Here is a 20,170-nt window from a genome sequence, read left to right as displayed (position 1 = left end):
CGTTTTCAGCGTGAGAGCGTTTGTATAAACTAACAAAATAAACGGCTATGAAAATGACCTTTTTCTTGCCTGTTCTACTACTTGTTCTTTTTTCGTGCCATAAAGACAAAACAATAGAGGGACAGGGAGTTCGGATCACTCTCCAAAGCGACACTTGGCAAGACTCTCTCGAAGCAAACGAAATTTCTAGCCTGCACCTATTCGCCATCGACCGGGACAACCAGATTATCCGTCACGAGACCTACTCTTCACAGGACATCCACGAGCGCTCAATCAACGCGCTTCTTCCGTTAGGCAGATACAGACTTGCTCTCGTCACCCATAGTTCCGACGAAACCCCACTCACATCAGAAATCGGAGAATCCTTGGAAAACCTATTCCTTCATTTACCCCAAGATGGAAACACCTACCACGAAGCCAACGATCTCCAAACCGCTTTCCAAAGTGTCAGCATCACCGAAAGTAAAACAACAATTCCCCCGATCCGCCTCTTCAGAAGAGTAGGAAAATTACAAGTCACCGTGAACTCCATCCCCGAAGACATTACTGATGTAAATTTAGAACTATCATTCGTCCCCGTGGCAATCAATTTTACAGGTAACACGACCTCCTCCGGCACGATCATCAAGCCGATAAACAAAACAGGACAGGCGGAACTACTAACATTCCCGACGAAAAAAGGAGAAGTCCTCCTTTCCATAACCTATCACACAGAAAACACCACGAAACGGAAAATTATCCCCTTCACGGAAGCAATCGACACGAACAAAAGCACCCGAATAAATTGCAACTTTCCGGAACTACCGGAAGGAGGAATCCAAGGAAACGGGATAAACCTCTTGCAAAACGGAGACTTTGAATCATGGAACAACCCGGAGCAAGAACCCGACAACTGGCATTTTTACAAAGACGGGAAAGACAGTACCGCCATAAAAATCACGGGCGAAAAAGTTCATTCCAAAAACCAAGCTGTTTTCTTGCAAGGCAAAACCTACTTGTACCAGGATGTCGACATCAAACCCGGCAAACGCTACGAAATAAAAATGCACGTGAATGCCCCTTCCTCCTCCTTCCCCTGGAAATACTACTGTTATTGGCGAAAAAGCAAAAGCACCGCCCTCCCGGCCGAAAACAATAAAGCCATCCAGGCACAAAGTTATCTAAAACAAACAAACGGCTGGGAAACCAAATTTCACGGAATCTATACCGCCCCGGAAGATGCCAAACTTTTACGAATAGAAATCCGTACATACGGGAAAGAAATCACCCCCGAAGAAGGAATTTACATTGATGATTTCAGCGTGGAACTCGTGGAATGAGTTTCATTCCAACCACAAAATCACTGAATTCCTTTTTTGTTTTCAGTATAAAAACTAAATTCGCGTTTCAAAACTGTATATATAATATAATATTCACACCATATGGGAAGAGCGTTCGAATACCGCAAAGCGCGGAAGCTAAAAAGATGGGGCAACATGGCCCGTACGTTTACCAGAATAGGAAAAGAAATTGATATTGCCGTAAAAGCCGGGGGTCCGGATCCAGCAAACAACACGCGTCTACGTATCCTCATCCAGAATGCCAAGGCCGAAAACATGCCGAAGGAAAACGTAGAACGGGCGATCAAACGTGCCGTTTCAAAAGATACTTCAGACTATAAAGAAATCGTGTACGAGGGATACGCTCCTTTCGGAATCGCTGTCGTTGTAGAGGCTGCTACCGACAACAATACCCGGACTGTTGCCAATGTACGCCATTGTTTCTCCAAATATGGTGGCTCGCTCGGTACCACGGGTAGCTTGGATTTCCTTTTCGAACGGAAATGCGTGTTCAAAATTACCCGACCGGAAAATTTTGACTTGGAAGAATTCGAATTGGAAATGATTGATTACGGGGCTGACGAAATCTTCGAGGACGAAGAAAACCACGTGATCATTTACGGGGCATTTGAATCATTCGGAGCCATCCAAAAATATCTCGAAGATAACCACTACGAAATGGTAAGTGGAGAATTCGAGCGTATCCCTCTTGATACAAAAGAGTTAACCGAGGAACAGAGAGAAACTGTCGACAAACTGCTGGAAAAATTAGAAGAAGATGATGACGTAACTAACGTTTATCACAACATTAAAGAATAATTTTCTTGCAGATTAAAAAATATTGTTGCATATTTGCACCCGCAAAACGGTTAAAACCACTTGCAACAAGGAAGACTTCGTAGCTCAGCTGGTAGAGCAATTGACTCTTAATCAATGGGCCGTGGGTTCGAGTCCCACCGAGGTCACCTAAAATGAGCCACTTACGAAAGTAGGTGGCTTTCTTTTTGGGGTAAAAATAGAATATTTCCTAAAATAGGAAAAAAATCATCGCAAATCTCTCTCCTAAATAACAGGAAACATTCGTATCTTATGGAGGCTGCAAGAAAATTACTTCTTTTTAGTTTTTCCTTTTGTCGCAGTTCTCCCCTTTTTCATTTTTTCTTGTTCTTCTGCTTTCTTTAGTGCTTTCTCTTCATACCTTTTCATTGTCTGCTCGTACCTAGCTTTTACTTTAGGATGTTTTTCCAAATACTCCTCGATGCAATCTTTTTCAAGATGAGTTTCGGGAAAGAAATAGGAAAAAGGAACATTAAAATATCTAGCTATCTCATTCAGATGATTAAGATTATATTTTACGTCATTATAAATATCTTCTGCTTGTCCCACGTAAGAGATTGATAATTTCAATTCAAGCGACAATTTCTTTTGACCAACATTCCTTGCTTCCCTTAACTCCCTTACTTTCTTAATTATAAACAACTCGATTTCAGTCTTTTTAGGTTCCTTTGTAGCTATCATTTTGAAAAGATTTTAATGATAAAGAAAAGATTTTTCACTTAAAACTTGGAATAGTAATAACTGTACCCTATATTTGCATTATTGAATTATGTAGAGGGGATCGTCCAGTTAATCACGTTCGCACGTGCAAAAAACAAACGAAAATTTTATGGAGAGGCAGAAATGCCAGAAGGGAAGTTATGCCTTTTAAAAAGGCACCTGTATTGCTAATATTGTGAATAAGAGTGGAATAAAATGTATTTTCTTTAACCATTTAACGAAACAATTATGAAACAGAATGTATTACCCTTATCAAGAAATAAGCCTCATCAGATTATAGCGGATATCCTGAAACCTGTTCCCAAATAAAATATCTAAATCATTTTGCAATTGCATCAATATAATCGAAGTTATACATACAATTGAGTCTAGGATTCCCGATTTCGTGTATAAAACAAGGAAAAATAAAAACGGAAGTGCATTCTGGCTTCAGACACTAAGAATACACTCCCTGACGTTAATTAATTCACATTCCTATTAATCAATCAACAATCAAAAGTATGAAAAAAAATCCACAAACAAAAGCGAGGAAAAAGAGAGTACTCGCATCCGTGAAAACGAAATCACCCCAGAGACAAAAGGCATGGGGACTTATCGTATTACCATTCTTATGTTGTTTACCTTTATTGTCGAATGCCGCTCCCACGAAACACCACGTGGAAATGAAAGAGCATGTCACGAAAAGCGAGGTAACCAACGAGAAAAGATTTTCCATGTCTGAAACGTCGGTGAATGACACGGAAAAAGAGATGATTGTCATCCGGGGTAACGTGAAAGACAAGAAGGGAACCCCTCTACCGGGAGTTACGATCTTGATCAAGGGTACTACAATTGGTGTATCCACGGATGTAAAAGGCGAATACACGATGAACGTGGAAAAACAAGATTCCCTAGTGCTACAATTTTCATTCATAGGAATGAAAACGAAAGAAATAAAATGGACAGGCCAACAAACGTTGAATGTTGTGCTGGAAGAAGACGTGAGCGAGGTGGAGGAAGTAGTCGTTATCGGGTACGGAACAACGACGAAAAAAGATCTAACCGGCTCCGTGGCAAGCTTTGATTCCCGCATTATCGAAGAATCAACAGCAACAAGCGTGGCCCACATGATGCAGGGACAGATTCCCGGTCTGAGCATCTTGGCGGGAGACGGGGCTCCCGGTAGCCCTGCCCGGTTAGAAATTCGGGGTGTTCCTTCCTTAAGCGGGGCTACCTCTCCTCTAATCGTGGTTGATAACGTCCCGATGACAAGTGATTTCGACATCAACGAGTTGAATCCCGATGATATCCAGAGTATTGACATTTTGAAAGGAGCTTCTTCAGCGGCAATATACGGTTCGAGAGCAGCAGCTGGAGTCATCATGATCATGACGAAAGGAGGAGGACGTAATCAAAAACCGGTAATCAATTATAGCTATGATTACAGTATAACGAGCCTTGTTTCGGATGTAAATACATTGACCACGGATGAATTCAAAATGTTGGTCATGGAAGCCGTTCGCAACGGGGCGAAAGCGGAGGGGTATGACGATATCACCAAATACTCTAAATACTCGACTTTTGCCGCATCGGATTTCTTCGGGGAGGCAAACACCCCGTGGATGAAATATATCATGCGGGACGGCTCCAAACAGCAACATAAAATTTCTGTCCGCGGTGGGGGTAGCTCTTTCGGATATAATGCTTCTTTAGGCTACACGGATGAATTAGGGCAAGTTAAAGGGACAAATTACGAGAGGTATACGTATGATATCGGTTTTAACGCGGACATTAACAAATGGATAAAAGCTTCCGTGAAAGTTTCCGGGACCCTGTCCGACCGGTTAAGTAATAACGCGGGCCTGTCCTCCGCGGCGAAAGCCCGCCCCGATATAAAAGCTTACAATGACGACGGTTCCCTGTATTTACATTCATACCTTTATTCCGGACGGACCTATTATGTCGTGAATCCAATCATAGAAATGGAAGAAAACACGACGGAAAGCGAAGATCATAATGTACGACTCACGGGAAACCTGGAATTCCGGATTTTGCCTGAATTAACCCTGATAACCCAATACACGTATCAAACACGAAAAGGAGAGCGTTACGCGTACCAGTCCAGCCGTACACAGGCAGGTAGTGGCTACTGGGGAGATCAAAAAGGTTACGGGAGAAAAACGCATAGCAAAACAGACAGCAAGGAATTCGAAGCTCGTTTGTCATACATGAAGAGTTTCGGTGAAAATCACAGGTTAACAGCCGTCTTGGCAGGAAACTATAATGATGAAGAGTCGGAATACTACACATTGTCAATGACCGATTTTCCGGACGACTACGTGCAGAATGCAATATGGCAGGGAGCTAACCCGTACAAATACGGGGCCGTGTCCGGTAGTGCCAGCGGATCGGTATTACTATCTTTCGTGGGAAGGATCGAGTATAAATTCATGGATCGTTATTTACTGACCGGGACAATACGTTCGGACGGTTCCTCCAAATTCTCCCCGAAATACAGGTGGGGTACATTCCCGTCATTTGCCGCGGCCTGGATCGTTTCCGAAGAAAACTTCATGAAAAATTCCCGGTGGCTATCTTTCCTGAAAATCCGTGCAGGATGGGGAAAAACCGGTAACGGGTGGGTTGGCGAATACGGGTGGAGAACCCTGTATTCATCGACAGATTATCAAAACATGCCGGCAACGATACCGAGTCAGATCGGTAACAACGAATTGAAATGGGAATCCACCCAACAATATGATCTGGGATTGGATTTCGGCTTCCTGAAAAATCAGAGGATAAGAGGTTCTTTGGGCGTTTACAAGAAAACCACGAAAGGATTGTTATATCCTTTCACCATGGCATTGAGTACAGGAATGGGATCAACCAGCGTGAATTTCGCCAACATCGAGAACAAAGGAATCGAATTCGATATCTCTGCCACGATCATCCAGAACAAAGACTGGAACTGGTCTTTCGGTTTTAATATCGGGAAAAACAAGAATAAAATTACCGGGCTTGATGCGGAATATATCTCGGCCCCGGGACAGACCTACCTGACAAACACGGTTATCCGAGAAGGCGAATCACTAGGACTGATCTACGGTTTTGAAACAGATGGTGTTTTCCGTTCTCAGGAGGAAATTGATTACTACGAATCCCTGAACCCGGACTACCAGTATCAGGAACAATATTCTTACCGCAAAACCATACCCGGGGATTTAAAATTTGTCGATCAGGATGGTGACGGCAGGGTTAATAAAGTATATGGTAACCATGAAGACAAAATCGTGCTAGGATGTTCCCGCCCGGATTTCGAGGGCGGGTTCAATACCCGTTTAAGTTGGAAAGGTCTCACTCTAAGCATGCAAGGTACATTTAGTTATGGGGCTCAAAAAGCCTGGACGGCAGAAGCCAATCAATTCAATTTCGCTTCCACGGGAACGGCGAACGTGTTGGATGTCGCGCTAAAACGCTGGACCCCGGAAAACCCGGACAGTAACTACCCGTGCGTGCGTCTGGATTTCTACAACAACGATTTTACAGACTTCTCCGTTTATAACGCCTCGTACCTGAAAATACAAAATGTCAATCTGGAATACAGGTTCCCCAAGCATATCGTGGACAAGACAAAGATATTCGGCAACATCAGCGTTTTCGCTTCCGCAAACAACGTGTGTACTTTCACGTCTTACCCCGGCCCTTCTCCCGAATCGTGGAGTAGTGACGCGATTCAAGGAGCCTCTATCGACACGGAAGCTTATCCCAAAACCAGAACATTCAATTTCGGAGTGAAAGTAACCATTAAATGATTTTGATTATGAACAAGATATTTATATACAGCTTATTGTTTCTTTTTTCAATAACAGGATGTGACAGCATGTTCGACGACGAACTTCCCCCTCATGATCTGGTCGGGGAAAACGCAATCACGAACGAGACATCCGCAGAAACGGCATTAAATGGCATCTTCTCGAATTTACAAGGATACGGAACGATGAGCGCGTATTACATCTGTGATAACGAATACCGCACAGGCCTGTTAAACGGGACTTACCGGGGAACATTCGAGACAGACGGCCTGTTAGGCTTCAAATTGACAGAAGAATACTCGTACGTTGCCGAACCTTGGGAAACAGCTTACAAAATGGTAAACGCGGCTAATAACTTCATTTACTACGTGGAAAAATTATCCGAAAACCTGTTTGGAGAAAACCGGAAGACAGAAATGCTAGCAGAAGCAAAGTTCGCCCGTGCGTTCGGACACGCTTTCCTGCTAAGGAGATACGGTTATTTCTGGGATATAAATAGCCCTCTAGGCCCCATTATTCGTCTGGAACCCTCCTCGATTTCGAATAATAGCATGGGGCGTAGTTCCGTGAAGGAGAGTTACGAGAAGATATTCGAAGACTTGGATTACGCCATCAAATACGGTCCCCGGTTTTATTCCAAATATCGCACCTGCGCAACAACCGCCAAAGCTTTCAAAGCAGATATATTGATGAACCGCGGGGAGGAAGGAGATTACACGGAAGCGATTCAGTTGGCAAACGAGGTGATCGGTAGTGATGAATTCGGGCTGGAAGACAAATATGGTGATATCTTTACCAAAGGGTACGATTCAAAAGAGTTGATGTTCACGAGACATATCAAGACACCTCCTACAATGGATGATAACGTGGGGAGCCTCTTCAAGATGTTCGGCGGTGCAACCTATAAACCGACAGACATGTATTTCGAGATTCTGACGAAAGAAGATAAACGTTACGAGGAGACCTTCGACTCCGTCATGCTCGGCAACGGAACGGCGGCACGAAAGACGCTGGTATGGAAAAAGCATTACGTTACTTCCGGCGATTGCCCGATGTACTACATGCGGGTAGCCCAGATGTACCTGATCAAGGCAGAAGCCATGGCTCGCACGAACGCACCCCTGAAAGATTGTCTGGACGTGTTGAACGTCTTGCGGAATCGTTCCGGTAATACAACATTTGATGTTGCCAACTACAATTCTCATTCGGAAGTACTGGAAGAAATATTCCGGGAGAATATACGGGAAATCGGGATGGAAAACGGGGCTATATTTTACCTTACCGTGAGATACGCGGACGGAGGTAACCGGAAATTAAAGGAGATGAATCCGAACTTCGAGAACGATGATCAGTTGTGTTTCCCCATTCCCAAGGCTGAACTGGAACACAATTTTGTAGTAGAGCAAAAACCTTTATAATTAAATATGATGAAAACGAATATATTGAAAAATGGATTGTGGGTATCAGTTATAATATCCTTGTTTGCGGCCTGTTCCCTCAACGATGTGCTGGAACCCTCCGATGGGGTAAATATGGCGTTAATGGAAACGGTAGACACCGTGGTCGCCTTACCGGGAGACACGATAAGTTTCAAATTTATAGCCTCAACCAACGGGGCCGCTCTACGCCGCATTGAAATAGTGGAGAAAAGTCATGATTTCAACGAGCTAAAAGATTCTATCCGGTTTGCCTTAGTTGACGAGACGTTAGCATTGACGCTAGACGAAGAGGGAAAACTGTCCCGTCCCGTTTCCTCCGTGATGTTGATTTATCCCGTCATCGTCCCCAATGATAAGAACATCGTGGGCGAAGTACTCAGCATGACTTTCAAAGCGTATAATGACAAGGGAAAATCCGGAAGTATAAAATCCTGTTTTAAAATCGTGAATTATGTTCGGAACACGAGTTGGTTATGGCTGTACAAGCTTGCCGGGAAAACACAGGGAAGCATGTTTTTTAATCCCGCAAAATACAAGGCTTATTCGAACAGTAGTTACGTGAAAAACAAAGATGAAATAGATGTCGCAGCCTACACAGCGAGCGACGGGAAACATTATTTCTTAAACCCGGCCAACAAAGAAACACAAGTATTATTTGTAGCGGACGGCATGGATTATGACGCCTCAACCATGAGAACCACGAAATTCATACAATTAGACGATGTTAATTTTAACCTTGTCGGGGATACAGAACTGGAACGAATGGATTTCTCAAATCCACTGGACAAAGTAGAGGTAACAACGGGAAGTGTCATCGGTTTCGAGAATCAGGATGGAAGACGGGGTATCTTGAACGTGAAAATATCATCTTTAATCTACCCGACAATTCAGTGTAAGTTCCAGGCAGTAGCTAAAAAACAATAACGATTTGATCATATAACATCATGAGAAACATATTTATAGTCATTATTCTCTTATTTTGCCCTTGCATCAGCTTATTCGCACAGGATAGATACGAGGAGTTCAAGAAAGAAATGTCCCTGATCGAGAAACAAGAAAACGAGTATCGAAAAGTGATATGGGGTAAGAATGATTTTACCCAAGAGTACAAAGATAGCGTTTATAAAAAACATCAGGTACTGGTAAAAGAAAAGGTCGAGTTTGCCAAAACTGCCCTCCGGAACAATAGAGATGACGAACGATTCTTGAAAGTACTGGATATTTACGTACGTAATTTCTTATCCTTGGACGAATTTGAAGCCGAGTTGAAGCTATTTTCTCCCCGAGTACAGCAAACAGAAGCTTGTCAACGTAATTTCGAATTTATCAAATACGCAAGAATGAATGTTCCCGGCCAAAAATGTATTGATTTCGAGATAAAAGGACACGATGGTAAAACGATCAAATTATCAGATGTGTACAAAAAACACAAACTCGTTCTTATCGACTTTTGGGCTTCTTGGTGTGGAGCCTGCCGGGCAACCATGCCCTCTATTAAAAAGATATATACAGACTATCACGAAAAAGGCCTCGAAGTTGTCAGTATATCGCTGGATGATAATGAAAAAGCTTGGGAGAAAGCCTACGAGGAAGAAAAAATTCCTTGGATAGACGGGAGTAATCTATTAGGCTGGAAAGACCCTGTTGCCCTTTGGTACGCTATCCGGGGAATTCCGCACAAAGTGTTGATTGACCGGAATGGAATCATCATTAATAGCGGTTTTCACCAACTAGGCAGTTTAGAACAGGAAATTGATAAATATCTTCATTCTCACAAAACTAAACACTTGACATTCTACACGAAGCTACTTCCGCCAACCACATTTTAAACGGTTCAGCTTTGGGGGAGGGGTTGGATTGAATCAAACGGAATAATTGCTCAATATCAGCGGACATCCGTCAACCTCATCTTCCCATCCTCTGCCAGCATTTTCAACTGTCCGATTTTTTCGGACAGTTGACTCCCCTCCTTTTTCAGCTTACGTTTTAAATCATCCCAATACTTCCGGGGACGTTCATTACCTGTTAAAACTTGAATCACGTCAATAACCGATATATACTATTTCTCAGCTTCACGATCTCACGCCACCCGGACTTTTGCATCTTCAAAGCTCGTAGGTGCAGATAACTTACTTTATGCAAAAAAATCATCAAACTGATGTTAACTAATTGATAATTTATTGATTGCACATACATCATTACAGGAAATTTCCTATTGATATAATACATGATTGCATCGTGAATACTTGATGAGTTACTGATTAATAGCGATAATAATCTTTTAGAAATCTAATATGAATCTTTTATAAACCTTATTATAATAGGGTTCATATAAGGTTACTATAGGGTTCGTATAGGGTTCATGACGGTATTTAATAAGTAGTGATTAACTATTAATGATCTAATAAAATAGTAACTCTCCATGACAATCACCTGTTTTTATACTGATTTACAGGCACATTCCCCTGCTGAAGAGAACCCAGAAAATTGGACAAATAACTTTTTGAATAACTACCCCCTGCCTCCTCCTCTCGCAGGCAGAAGAACCACATGGCAATCAACACTTCTTCCATGTAAAGGGGGGATGCGGGAGGGGGTAGTTATTTCTCACAAAACCGACTTTTAGCGGCCTTGTTTTCTTATTTCAACAACTTCAACAGCAACTTTTTCAATTCCGGGTCCGAGGGACGAGGAGCATTAATGGTCACCACTTTCCCTTCCCGATCGAATACCATGAAACGAGGGATTCCCTTAATTTTATAATCTTTCACGATCTGAGCCCAACCTCCGGCAAACAATTGTACTCCCGCCAGACCTTCCTGATCCAGCACGTCGAGCCACTTTTGGTAGTCTTTTTTCTCATCCACGGAAACCCCGATAAAGACGACATCTTTTCCTTCCATTTCCTTTTCCAGTTTCACCAAATAGGGCACCTCTTTCCTGCAAGGTCCGCACCAAGTAGCCCAAACATCCACCACCACTACTTTCCCGTGAAAATCGGACAAAGAAACCATTTTACCATTCCGGTCGGGATAGGTGAAATCAGCCGCCTTTTCTCCTTGTTTCCCCTGGTATAATTTGGCCGATACCGCATTCATTCGCTCACGATGGTTCACCGTCGTCAAGTAATCGCCGTATTCCCGAACAATAGCCATATACTCGTCATAAGTCTTGCAACGTTCTGCATACCAAAGTATAATTTCGGCTTTCAACGCCCCGTCAGACAACCATTCCAAACGTTCCGGCAAAGTCGTTTTCACCCGTTCACCCCCCAACGCGAACGTCGTGTACCGCTGTAAATAATCATACCCGTACGGTTGTTCCAATACCGAAGCATCCGATAACTTATTTTTGGACACAATCGTCTTGTAATACACCGGATAATCGGCAGGAGTCGGACGGCTCGGCTTATAAGTATCTTTACCCGCCTTCAGGGCATTCAGAATACGGAAAGCATAATAATCCAAATCGAAATCCACCGTCTGCCGGACTAAACGACTGAAATTTTCATCCTGAAAAGTAATCTTTTCTTGAAACTCCCGTGCCCGGGGAAGAAAATCCATAAAATAAGGGAAAAAATCTCGGTAATCGAACAACGCGTATTTAAGATTATCTGTCCTTTCACGCACCGGAATCATCAGGGATTCCCAACGAGCCAACAACAAATTCTCGGGAGTATTACGAGCCGTGATCACGATCGTATCTTCCGGGAAATTCACTTCCCCCCGGTCTCCCGGTTTCATGTACAGACGTATCCGGTTCAGACTCTCTTTTCCACCGACCGTGTAGAATCCTTTCCGCTCCGGCTGGAAAGTAAACCCGTACCAACCGTCCCGGCTCACTTTCGAGGTCGCGATCAGGCTTTCCTTCCCGTCCTCCACCTTATACAAATGCACTTCGTCCATTCTCTCCCGTGTCACTTTACCACATATTCCCGCGTAAGTCAACCGATCGTTCAATTCACTTTCATAACGATCCATGTATTCTCGTGTTAACTGTGCCATCTGAGGAGAAAGAGCCCGTTCTTCACTCTGACGTCCCAGCCGGATATACCGGGCCAATTGCTCATTTGTACCTTCCCGAAGGACAAAACCGAACTGGAAAACCAAATCCATCACAACATATTGGGGAAAATCACGCCCATGTTCCTCTAAACTCTTCAACACCCCTTCAACATCCTTACTCAAATAGGCGACCTCGTAATCCAGTAAATTCTCGATCTTTTGTTTTCCCTCAAAATCAATCTTTTTCAACTGAACAGCGATTCCCCCGATTCTCTCTGGCCACTCTTTTTCTTTGGAACTGTTCAAACGGGCCAACTCTTCCGAATAAACCGAATTAATTTTCCCATCCACGACCTCTCTCCCCACGTTCCGATCGAAATCATCCTTGTGATCAATCAAATATTCGAAACGAATATCTGCCGGCTTCATATCCTGCTCGAATAAAAACCAGTTCTCTTCACGACATTTTGCTTTATCGCTTAATTTCCCGAAAATTTCCAGACAAACACCTTCAACCCGCTTACCGTCACCGGCATCTTTCAAGGCCTGCACGTACTGCGAATATTGTTTGGGTGAAAGTTTCCCCTTCCGATAACACTCATCCAGATAATAATAAGAAGTCTTTTCATTCAATCCTCTCGCCAGCCGTTCTCGGAAACGTTCCCACGGACTACCTCCAACCAACCGATGTTGTACGGTTCCGTCCGGACGAATCATAAAAAATGTCGGGTAAGCCCGCACCTGAAATTGTTTTCGCAACTCTATCCCCTCCCCTTTTTCCATATCGAACTTCACGCAGACAAAAGCCGCGTTCATAAACTCTCCTGCCTCGGGCAAAGTAAACACGTTATTCAACATATTCTTACAAGGCCCGCACCAACTGGTATAGCAATCCATAAACACCAGTTTATTCTCCTTCCGGGCTTGTTCCAACGCTTGTTGGAATGTCAGATCGCGAAAATCCACCCCTTGGGCATTCACCCGAAATAAGGAACCGCACAACAGTGCGGCCCATAATATCAATTTATATTTCATCTCTTTAATGATTATTTTTTATACTCGAAATCGACCACTTTCCCACATACATTCTTGTACCGGGCAACCTCCTTCAGCGAACCATCCGTGCTCATCTCCAACACCACGATAGAACCCGAGTTTTTGGCTCCCGAACCGTCACTGACACCAACCCACATCTGGTTGGTATTCCCGACCTGGTCGCATTCGATATAATCGACATTTCCTCCCCCTACTTCATATTCCATCAACAAATTTCCCGTGTCGAAACTAACGCAAGCAATCTTCCCGGCATAACCGTAATACAGGAAATTAGCCTTCTGGGAGGTCGTGAAAGTACGTGCTTCCTTACCTCCCGGGTGAGACAACTGTCTCTTCCTCTTGGGAGAAAACTGCGGGTTGTCGTCCTTATCCTTACCCACCTCGAAAGAGAGCATGTAATGCTCGCCCGCGTCGTCAATCATCACGGCTCGTCCGTTACTCATAGAATACTCGTTACCGAACAATCCACCCCACACCATCTGCATACCCACACTATTCGGATTAAACTCCCCGGTCAGGTCATCCGGCAAAGTAATAATTTCATCATACTGCAAGGGGCATTTCATGGAAATAAAACGCTCTTTCCCCTGATCATAAAAATAAGCCCTGTAATTAACCATTGAAAAAAAGAAATCAAACGGGGCGATCTTCTCGTAATCTCCCTTCACGGCAACCCCGTATTTCGGATAACCGTTTTCCCGATTCCCTCTCCGGTAAATGATTCCATTATTATTCACGTACTCATAAAGAGTAATACTATGCGTACCGAAAGACTGTGGCTTCACAACCGCCGGCTGGAAATAAAACATATCTTTAAAATCCATCACATACGACATATCCAACGGTTTTACCACAACTCCGCCCCGCTCGTCATCCGTCATGATCACCACCATCTTTTCCGCTCCCGAGATCATACTTGTTATATAACGGACCCCCGTCGGATTCTTTCCGGCGACTTCCCCATTCACTTTCCGATAGGCATCCTCTACCACCGAACCGACAACATTCACGAAGGTCACGTTAGCCTCCCCGTTCACGTTACTCAAGGCCATCATCCCCTTTGAATAAGAATTAACCACCGTAACCTGCGCCCATCTGTCAGAAACATACTGTATTCCCGTTTTCTTATCCGTCATCTCGAAAATAAGCGAATATTCCCCCGGTATACTCGTGACTTCCACATCCAAATCCTTCTCGAAAGAGAGTGTATCAGAACTCGTGGGATTACCGGCACCATAAGTAATATACATGTGCCACAAATAAGTGTAATTCTCCGGGTTAAAATCTCCGTCACGCACCGTAATCTTCGGTGTAACCTGCAAGCGCGTGAATTGTTCTACCGTCGTATCCCTGATCCTCTCGATAGTAACATCGTTCAATTCCCTATATATATCATTCCCTTTATCCTCCAGGCAAGCGTAAAAGACACAGGCAATAAACCCTAACAAACAATATATTCTTTTCATTTATACTTTCATATTTACTAAGTTACACAATAAATCACCAAGGCTCTATAACAGCGTTATTCTCATCTTTTACCGGATAATTATCCTTAAAATAATCACTCATATAAGCCCCGTACACTTGCCACATCGAACGCTGATCGGAATACTCGCTCGATTCCACCGGGAAATCCCGTTTCAATTCAATCATGCACAACTCGTGTTTCCGCCGGGAATAAACCCCGAAATCATACTTGATGGTCTGTTCCCAGTAAGTCGGCTTACCCAACATGTTGGAAACAAGCAACCGGCAACTCAAACGCTCGGTAATCCCCAATTCCAGCGCCTCCGAAGGTTTCAAGCTAAGCGTGATGACCACCTGTTTGTTTTCCAATGCCTCGTCCTTATTATAAATAATCACGGGAATATTCACGTATACCGAATCACCGGGCAACTCGTACTCCGCTTTCAAAGCCTCGTAATGTAAACCCACTTCCGCTGTCGTCTTTTCCTCATCCACCACCACGATCACCGGACGGCCTTCCCGTGCGGCTTCCCCGGCCAAATTCACCCGCACCCACAAGGTATCCTGATCAACCCCCTTACCGGCAAAAGAATAAACGATACTGTCCAAAGTCTTTGTCCAATAATAACTTTCCGCCTGCAACTGGAAATAAACCGCATCCTTCCCCGTGAAAGGATAGTCCGCGTTATCCTTACAACTTCCAAAGGCAATCAACAATAAGAAAATATAATATAATTTTTTCATAACTCCGCTTTATTTAATATCACCAAACTCAATTTCATCATCCGGCATCGGGAACACGTAATTGCCGGTCATCACAACTCCCATATCCGGTAAAGTCATGTAATCAAGCCGCTTATAATAATAGAACAACTGTCCTTCCGCCATAAACTCTTTCCGGTACTCCGCCTCGATCTCCGCGGCCAGATCACAATTCTCCTCCAACGGGTAATTCACGTATCCCCGGTGATCACGTAACGTTTGCAAATAACTCTTATCCCCCGAAGCTTCCGCGGCTATCAAGTACATCTCCGACAATTTCAGTAAAGGAATCCTGTTCACACCCCTGTATTTACCGATATATGATTTGGCCTCCCCGGTCTTCAAGAAAAACATATTCTGGTTCCGCCAATCTATATCCACACCGGGTGTTCCGAACACGCTGGTCCGACGAGTATCGGATATATGACACTTCACGGAACTTTCTTCGCCAAAATACACGTCCGACCGCCCCTCTTCCATATTATACACGTACAAGGAAGATATATACTCGTTTTCACTACATAAATACCCCCACGTCTTATCCTGTAGCAATTGTGATTCCTCCAACAAAGCAAACTTTTTCGAATCGATAACCTCCTTTGCACATTCCAAAGCTTTCGTCTTATCCCCTTTATACAAATACACACGTGCCAGTAACGCTGTCATACCGTAATAATTCAAACGGGACTTCCGGTACAACCAGAAACCGTCACCCTGGATATAATCCTCCGTCTCGTAGCCCGATTCCGTGTACGAATCGCGTGTCGGTCCGATCGGATCCACCTCTCGGATCAGTTTCCGTGCCGTCTCCACGTCACCGATCACCTTATCAATCACCTCCGCGACCGTCAATTGAGCCACCGGTTTATTAGTCACTTCTTCCACGTAAGGAATTGCTGCCTGATTCGCCCCTCTTAAATACGACGGGGCAAATCCCCGCAACAAGTCAAAATGCAAGAATCCCCGTAACGCCATAGCCTCCGCTTTCACAGCCTCGTACACGCCGCTACTGAAAACATCTTTCCGCCCATCAATATTAGCAAGAATATGATTACAATTTGCTATCGCATTATAATTTCCCCGCCAAATAGTATCAATACATTTTTCAATCTTTGTTGCCTCATAATCATAGTTTAGAGCATCCGCATAATCAATCGAAACCTCCGTGTACACCTGCCCCACCATATCCAGAAAACCCATCGTCTCGGTCCCTCCATACATTTGCGTTCTTGCCATAACCGTGTATATACCGGTTAACGCATCCCGAAAACCTGATTCCGACTCGAACAAAACCTCCTGTTTTATCTGCGACTTCGGATCCACATCCAGCCAATCACTGCAACCACCCAACAAAAGGGTACCTGCCAACCCAATATATTTTACTATTCTATATTTCATAATTCAGACCTATTAATTTCGTAAACAACTAAAACCGGGCTTGTAAACCGATACTAAAATTACGGGCAAACGGGTAATCAATACCCCTTTCCTGCTTCACCGTCGAAACCCGGAATACATCATTCATATAAAACAAGGCTTTCAACCGCTTTAACCCCACTTTTTTCATCCAGTCCATCTTGAATTCATACGACACGTTCAAGGTTGACAGTTCCAACCAATTATTATCCTCGACGAAACGAGACGTTGGCTTCGTTACACTCGTCACATTTGCGGTAGCTCCACCGATAAGTCGCGTGAACATCACCTTATCTCCCGGTTTTTGCCAACGATCCTCGAATACCCGGCGATCGACATTCTCCCGTAAATCCGCATCCTGCACCTTGTCCACCAATGTCTGGTTGTAAACCTGCCCCCCGTAATTGTAACGGAAAATCGCGTTCAACTGAAATCCTTTCCAGGCCAAATTAGTCCCGAACGTACCTTCCAAATCCGAATCCGTGCATCCACCAATCACGTAATTATCCGTGCTCCAGGTCGTCACAATATCCCCGTTTACAGCCTGAAACAACTCGTACCCGGTAGCGGGATCTACCCCCAATGACTGATTCACCCAAATAGAATTCATCGATTTCCCCTCGATATAACGCACTTTAGGCCGATTAGACTCTTTACTCTTGGAGCCGGACATCGTATCCTCATCCTGATCATCATTATAAGCACGCAAAGCATTGGAAATCTTCATTAATTTATTCTTGTTATGCAAAGCCGTCGCGTTCACGCTCCAATACAATTGCTTCGAAGGATTCTTCAACAATGCCACACGTAAACTCAACTCGTACCCGTAATTCTTCACCTCACCCAAATTATCCATATAGGAACCAAATCCCAAAGAGGGCGGTAAAGTCACGGCAGTCAATACATCCTTGGATAACTTCACGTAGTAGTTCCCCGTAAAATTGATCCGCTCATCCCACAAATCAATATCCAATCCATAGTTTTGCTGCAACGTGCGCTGCCATCCTAACTTCTCGTTTCCCAAGGCCATTACCTCGGCACCCACAGTATGATGATAACGCTCACCCGTTAAATACTTGTAAGTCGTCATCGCTTGATAAGGATTGTAATTCTGGCTACCCGTCAAACCGTACGACCCGCGTATCTTCAACTGATTGATAAAAGTTACATCTTTCAGGAAACCCTCGTTTTGCAAATTCCATCCTAAACCCACAGACCAGAACGGTGCCCATCGCTTGTCCGAACCGAAACGGGAAGACGCATCCTCACGAAAAGAAAGATCCAGCAAATAACGCTCATCATAGCTGTAATTCAAATTTCCCAAGAAACCCACCAAACGCGAAGTATACTCATCCCCGGAAGGCGAACCGGCTTTCTCGTACTGCGTCGCAAAACTGATATAATCCAGATTCTCGTTCGGGAATCCTTCCGTCTTCACCGTGAATTGCCTCGTCACGCTCTCCTGAAGATTCCAACCCAAATTAGCATTAAGCACATGTTTCTCCATCTGGTAGAAATAAGTCATTACCAAACTGGCATCATAACTATACTTCTCTCCACGTGTTCCGATATAAGCTCCCCGACGATCGAAATTATCATCGTCGTAAGTAGCAAAATCCGTATGTTTGGCAGGCTTGAAATTGTCCTCGTAAGTATTCTGGTGCGTAAACGAAAAACTACCTTTCAAACGCAATCCATCCATGACCGTCCAGTCGATCCCGAAATTATTCGTCACGTCATTATATTTCTCCTCATCCCTCGTATTCAACGTCGTATTATACAACGGATTATAATAATCCTTTCCTAACCCGCCACCACCGATCGGGATATACTTATCCACCTTATAAATATAATTACCGTCATCATCTTTATACCGCACGTAAGGATTACGTTTCGTGTAAACGCTGAAAGACCCGTAAGGAGAATTTATCGCCTTCACGTTCGAATAAGTCAAATTATTCCTGAAAGTCAAATTCTTGTAAATATACTGCAACTCCATTCCCAGAGCTAAACGACGACGCCCGGATTCTTTCATCACCCCCGGCGTGTTGCTATATCCCAACTCGATACCGTACCGGATATTCTCGTTACCACCATCCAAACGCAACGAATGCTTGTGAGCAACGGCAACGGCATCCAATGGCTTATCCAGCCAGTACGTGTCATACCCCCTTTTTATATTCGCCAGTTTCTCGTTATACCATTTATTCAACGTAAGTTGAGAATTCACTGCCGTAGACGTGTACATCCCTGCCGCTTTCTCTATAGCCAATTTCTCTTCCGCATTACACACGTTATAATCACTCAGGTCGGCAATATAAAACGAGGCATCCGCATTATAACTTACCTGCATCTTACCGCTAGCCGGAGCATTCGTCGTGATAACCACCACCCCGTTAGAGGCTCTCGAGCCATAAATTGCCGTTGCCGCCGCATCCTTTAGCAAGGTAATAGAAGCCACCCGGTAAGGATCCATATCATACACTTTCTCGGCCGTCGTCTCGAACCCGTCAACGATGAATACCGGCGTGTTCGGGTTACCCTCGTATTCACCCTTCATCCCTGCAATACTCCCGGCTCCCCGGATCTGGAATTCGGGAACCACGTTCGGATTCGAACCGGCCAAATTATTCTCTATTTTCATGAACGAAGGATCGACATTCTGCAAAGCGGTCAAGATATTCTGATTTCCCCCCATCTGCAATTCCTCTGCCGTGATCGTCCGGGCGGCACCGGTGAAACTATTTTTCGCCCGCGTGTAGTACCCCGTTACCACGACATCCTCCAGCTCACTTACCGCCTCCTCCAACACCACGTCAATCTGTGTCCGTTTCCCGATCACCTCTTCTCTATCTTTCATCCCGACCATCGAAAACACCAGGGTATTATTACCCTCCGGAACCGTCAAGGCATACTTCCCGTCCACGTCCGTCACGGTCCCCAGCTTCGTACCCTTGATCATCACCGTCACTCCCGGCAACGGCTCCTTCTTTTCATCCGTCACCTTTCCCGTGATCCGTACCCCTTTCTTTTCCGGCTCGGTCGTACTCCTTTGAATAATAATCACCTTATCCTTAAACTGGTACGACAACCCCGTATTTTCCAGACATTGATCCAAAACATCTCGCACCATGGTTTGCCTCACATCCACGTTGATATGCAAGACAGCTTTCACGTCCTCGGATTTATAGATAAACATATATTCCGTCAACTGTTCTATACTTCGAAACACCTGACTTAACGCCGCATCAGACATTTTCAAATCGATACGAGCCTCCTGAGCACTAATAGTAGCATGACAGGTACAAAAACCCAAAAGCATAAATAACGCAAGTAGTTTCATTTTTCTCAACGTTTGT

General features: G+C 44.2%; 13 protein-coding genes, 1 tRNA gene and 1 pseudogene. 7 read left to right on the top strand and 8 right to left on the bottom strand.

What is annotated here, in order from left to right; genetic code table 11:
* Positions 1–47: 47 nt before the first annotated feature.
* The 3 genes from DWW52_RS09205 to DWW52_RS09195 all read left to right on the top strand — a co-directional run bounded on the left by DWW52_RS09205 (position 48) and on the right by DWW52_RS09195 (position 2,284).
* On the top strand, positions 48–1,319 hold the full coding sequence (locus tag DWW52_RS09205) for a FimB/Mfa2 family fimbrial subunit (protein WP_118715191.1): 1,272 nt from the start codon (positions 48–50) through the stop codon (positions 1,317–1,319).
* A gap of 102 nt (positions 1,320–1,421) precedes the next feature.
* Positions 1,422–2,138, top strand: a complete 717-nt coding sequence (locus DWW52_RS09200) for a YebC/PmpR family DNA-binding transcriptional regulator (protein ID WP_118715190.1) — start codon at positions 1,422–1,424, stop codon at positions 2,136–2,138.
* 73 nt (positions 2,139–2,211) lie between these two features.
* Positions 2,212–2,284 (top strand) — tRNA-Lys (locus DWW52_RS09195).
* 142 nt (positions 2,285–2,426) lie between these two features.
* On the opposite strand, the gene DWW52_RS09190 is transcribed toward DWW52_RS09195, so the two are convergent.
* Entirely contained in the window at positions 2,427–2,837 is a 411-nt protein-coding gene (locus DWW52_RS09190) for a helix-turn-helix domain-containing protein (RefSeq protein WP_118715189.1), read from the bottom strand.
* A 539-nt stretch (positions 2,838–3,376) separates the two neighbouring features.
* On the opposite strand from DWW52_RS09190, the gene DWW52_RS09185 reads away from it, so the two are divergent.
* Genes DWW52_RS09185 through DWW52_RS21375 form a run of 4 tightly spaced genes read left to right on the top strand, consistent with a single transcriptional unit; the run spans position 3,377 to position 9,935 of the window.
* Positions 3,377–6,667 carry a TonB-dependent receptor gene (locus tag DWW52_RS09185; protein ID WP_118715188.1) on the top strand — a complete coding sequence of 1,097 codons (3,291 nt, stop codon included), beginning with the start codon at positions 3,377–3,379 and terminating at the stop codon, positions 6,665–6,667.
* Between the two features lie 8 nt (positions 6,668–6,675).
* Complete coding sequence (locus DWW52_RS09180; RefSeq protein WP_158582538.1) at positions 6,676–8,085, top strand: RagB/SusD family nutrient uptake outer membrane protein; 1,410 nt, start codon at positions 6,676–6,678, stop codon at positions 8,083–8,085.
* 9 nt (positions 8,086–8,094) lie between these two features.
* Entirely contained in the window at positions 8,095–9,030 is a 936-nt protein-coding gene (locus DWW52_RS09175) for a hypothetical protein (protein ID WP_148315344.1), read from the top strand.
* Between the two features lie 20 nt (positions 9,031–9,050).
* Positions 9,051–9,935 (top strand): TlpA disulfide reductase family protein, encoded by an 885-nt coding sequence (locus DWW52_RS21375; RefSeq protein WP_118715185.1) that lies wholly within the window; start codon positions 9,051–9,053, stop codon positions 9,933–9,935.
* Here DWW52_RS21375 and DWW52_RS21250 read toward each other — a convergent pair.
* From DWW52_RS21250 to DWW52_RS09140, 7 genes and pseudogenes are all read right to left on the bottom strand, one after another.
* Positions 9,889–10,165: pseudogene (locus DWW52_RS21250) on the bottom strand (BRO family protein); the annotation flags it as partial. The gene DWW52_RS21375 and the pseudogene DWW52_RS21250 sit on opposite strands and share 47 nt — an antisense overlap.
* A gap of 370 nt (positions 10,166–10,535) precedes the next feature.
* Positions 10,536–10,679, bottom strand: coding sequence for a hypothetical protein (locus DWW52_RS20995; protein WP_158582537.1), 144 nt, complete (start codon positions 10,677–10,679; stop codon positions 10,536–10,538).
* A gap of 66 nt (positions 10,680–10,745) precedes the next feature.
* Positions 10,746–13,145: a TlpA family protein disulfide reductase gene (locus DWW52_RS09160; RefSeq protein ID WP_118715184.1), complete on the bottom strand. Its 2,400-nt coding sequence runs from the start codon at positions 13,143–13,145 to the stop codon at positions 10,746–10,748.
* 11 nt (positions 13,146–13,156) lie between these two features.
* A complete protein-coding gene (locus DWW52_RS09155; protein ID WP_118715183.1) occupies positions 13,157–14,632 on the bottom strand; it encodes a PKD-like family lipoprotein in 1,476 nt (491 codons plus the stop codon).
* Between the two features lie 34 nt (positions 14,633–14,666).
* Positions 14,667–15,377, bottom strand: coding sequence for a DUF4843 domain-containing protein (locus tag DWW52_RS09150; RefSeq protein WP_118715182.1), 711 nt, complete (start codon positions 15,375–15,377; stop codon positions 14,667–14,669).
* A 9-nt stretch (positions 15,378–15,386) separates the two neighbouring features.
* A complete protein-coding gene (locus DWW52_RS09145) occupies positions 15,387–16,793 on the bottom strand; it encodes a RagB/SusD family nutrient uptake outer membrane protein (protein WP_118715181.1) in 1,407 nt (468 codons plus the stop codon).
* 28 nt (positions 16,794–16,821) lie between these two features.
* Positions 16,822–20,154, bottom strand: a complete 3,333-nt coding sequence (locus DWW52_RS09140; RefSeq protein ID WP_233556796.1) for a SusC/RagA family TonB-linked outer membrane protein — start codon at positions 20,152–20,154, stop codon at positions 16,822–16,824.
* Between the last annotated feature and the right edge of the window lie 16 nt (positions 20,155–20,170).

The organism is Odoribacter sp. AF15-53 (assembly GCF_003479425.1).
In the GTDB taxonomy this organism is placed as follows: Bacteria; Bacteroidota; Bacteroidia; order Bacteroidales; family Marinifilaceae; genus Butyricimonas.
The sequence above is the reverse complement of the archived record's forward strand: the minus strand, read 5'-3'. Positions and strand labels throughout refer to the sequence as shown.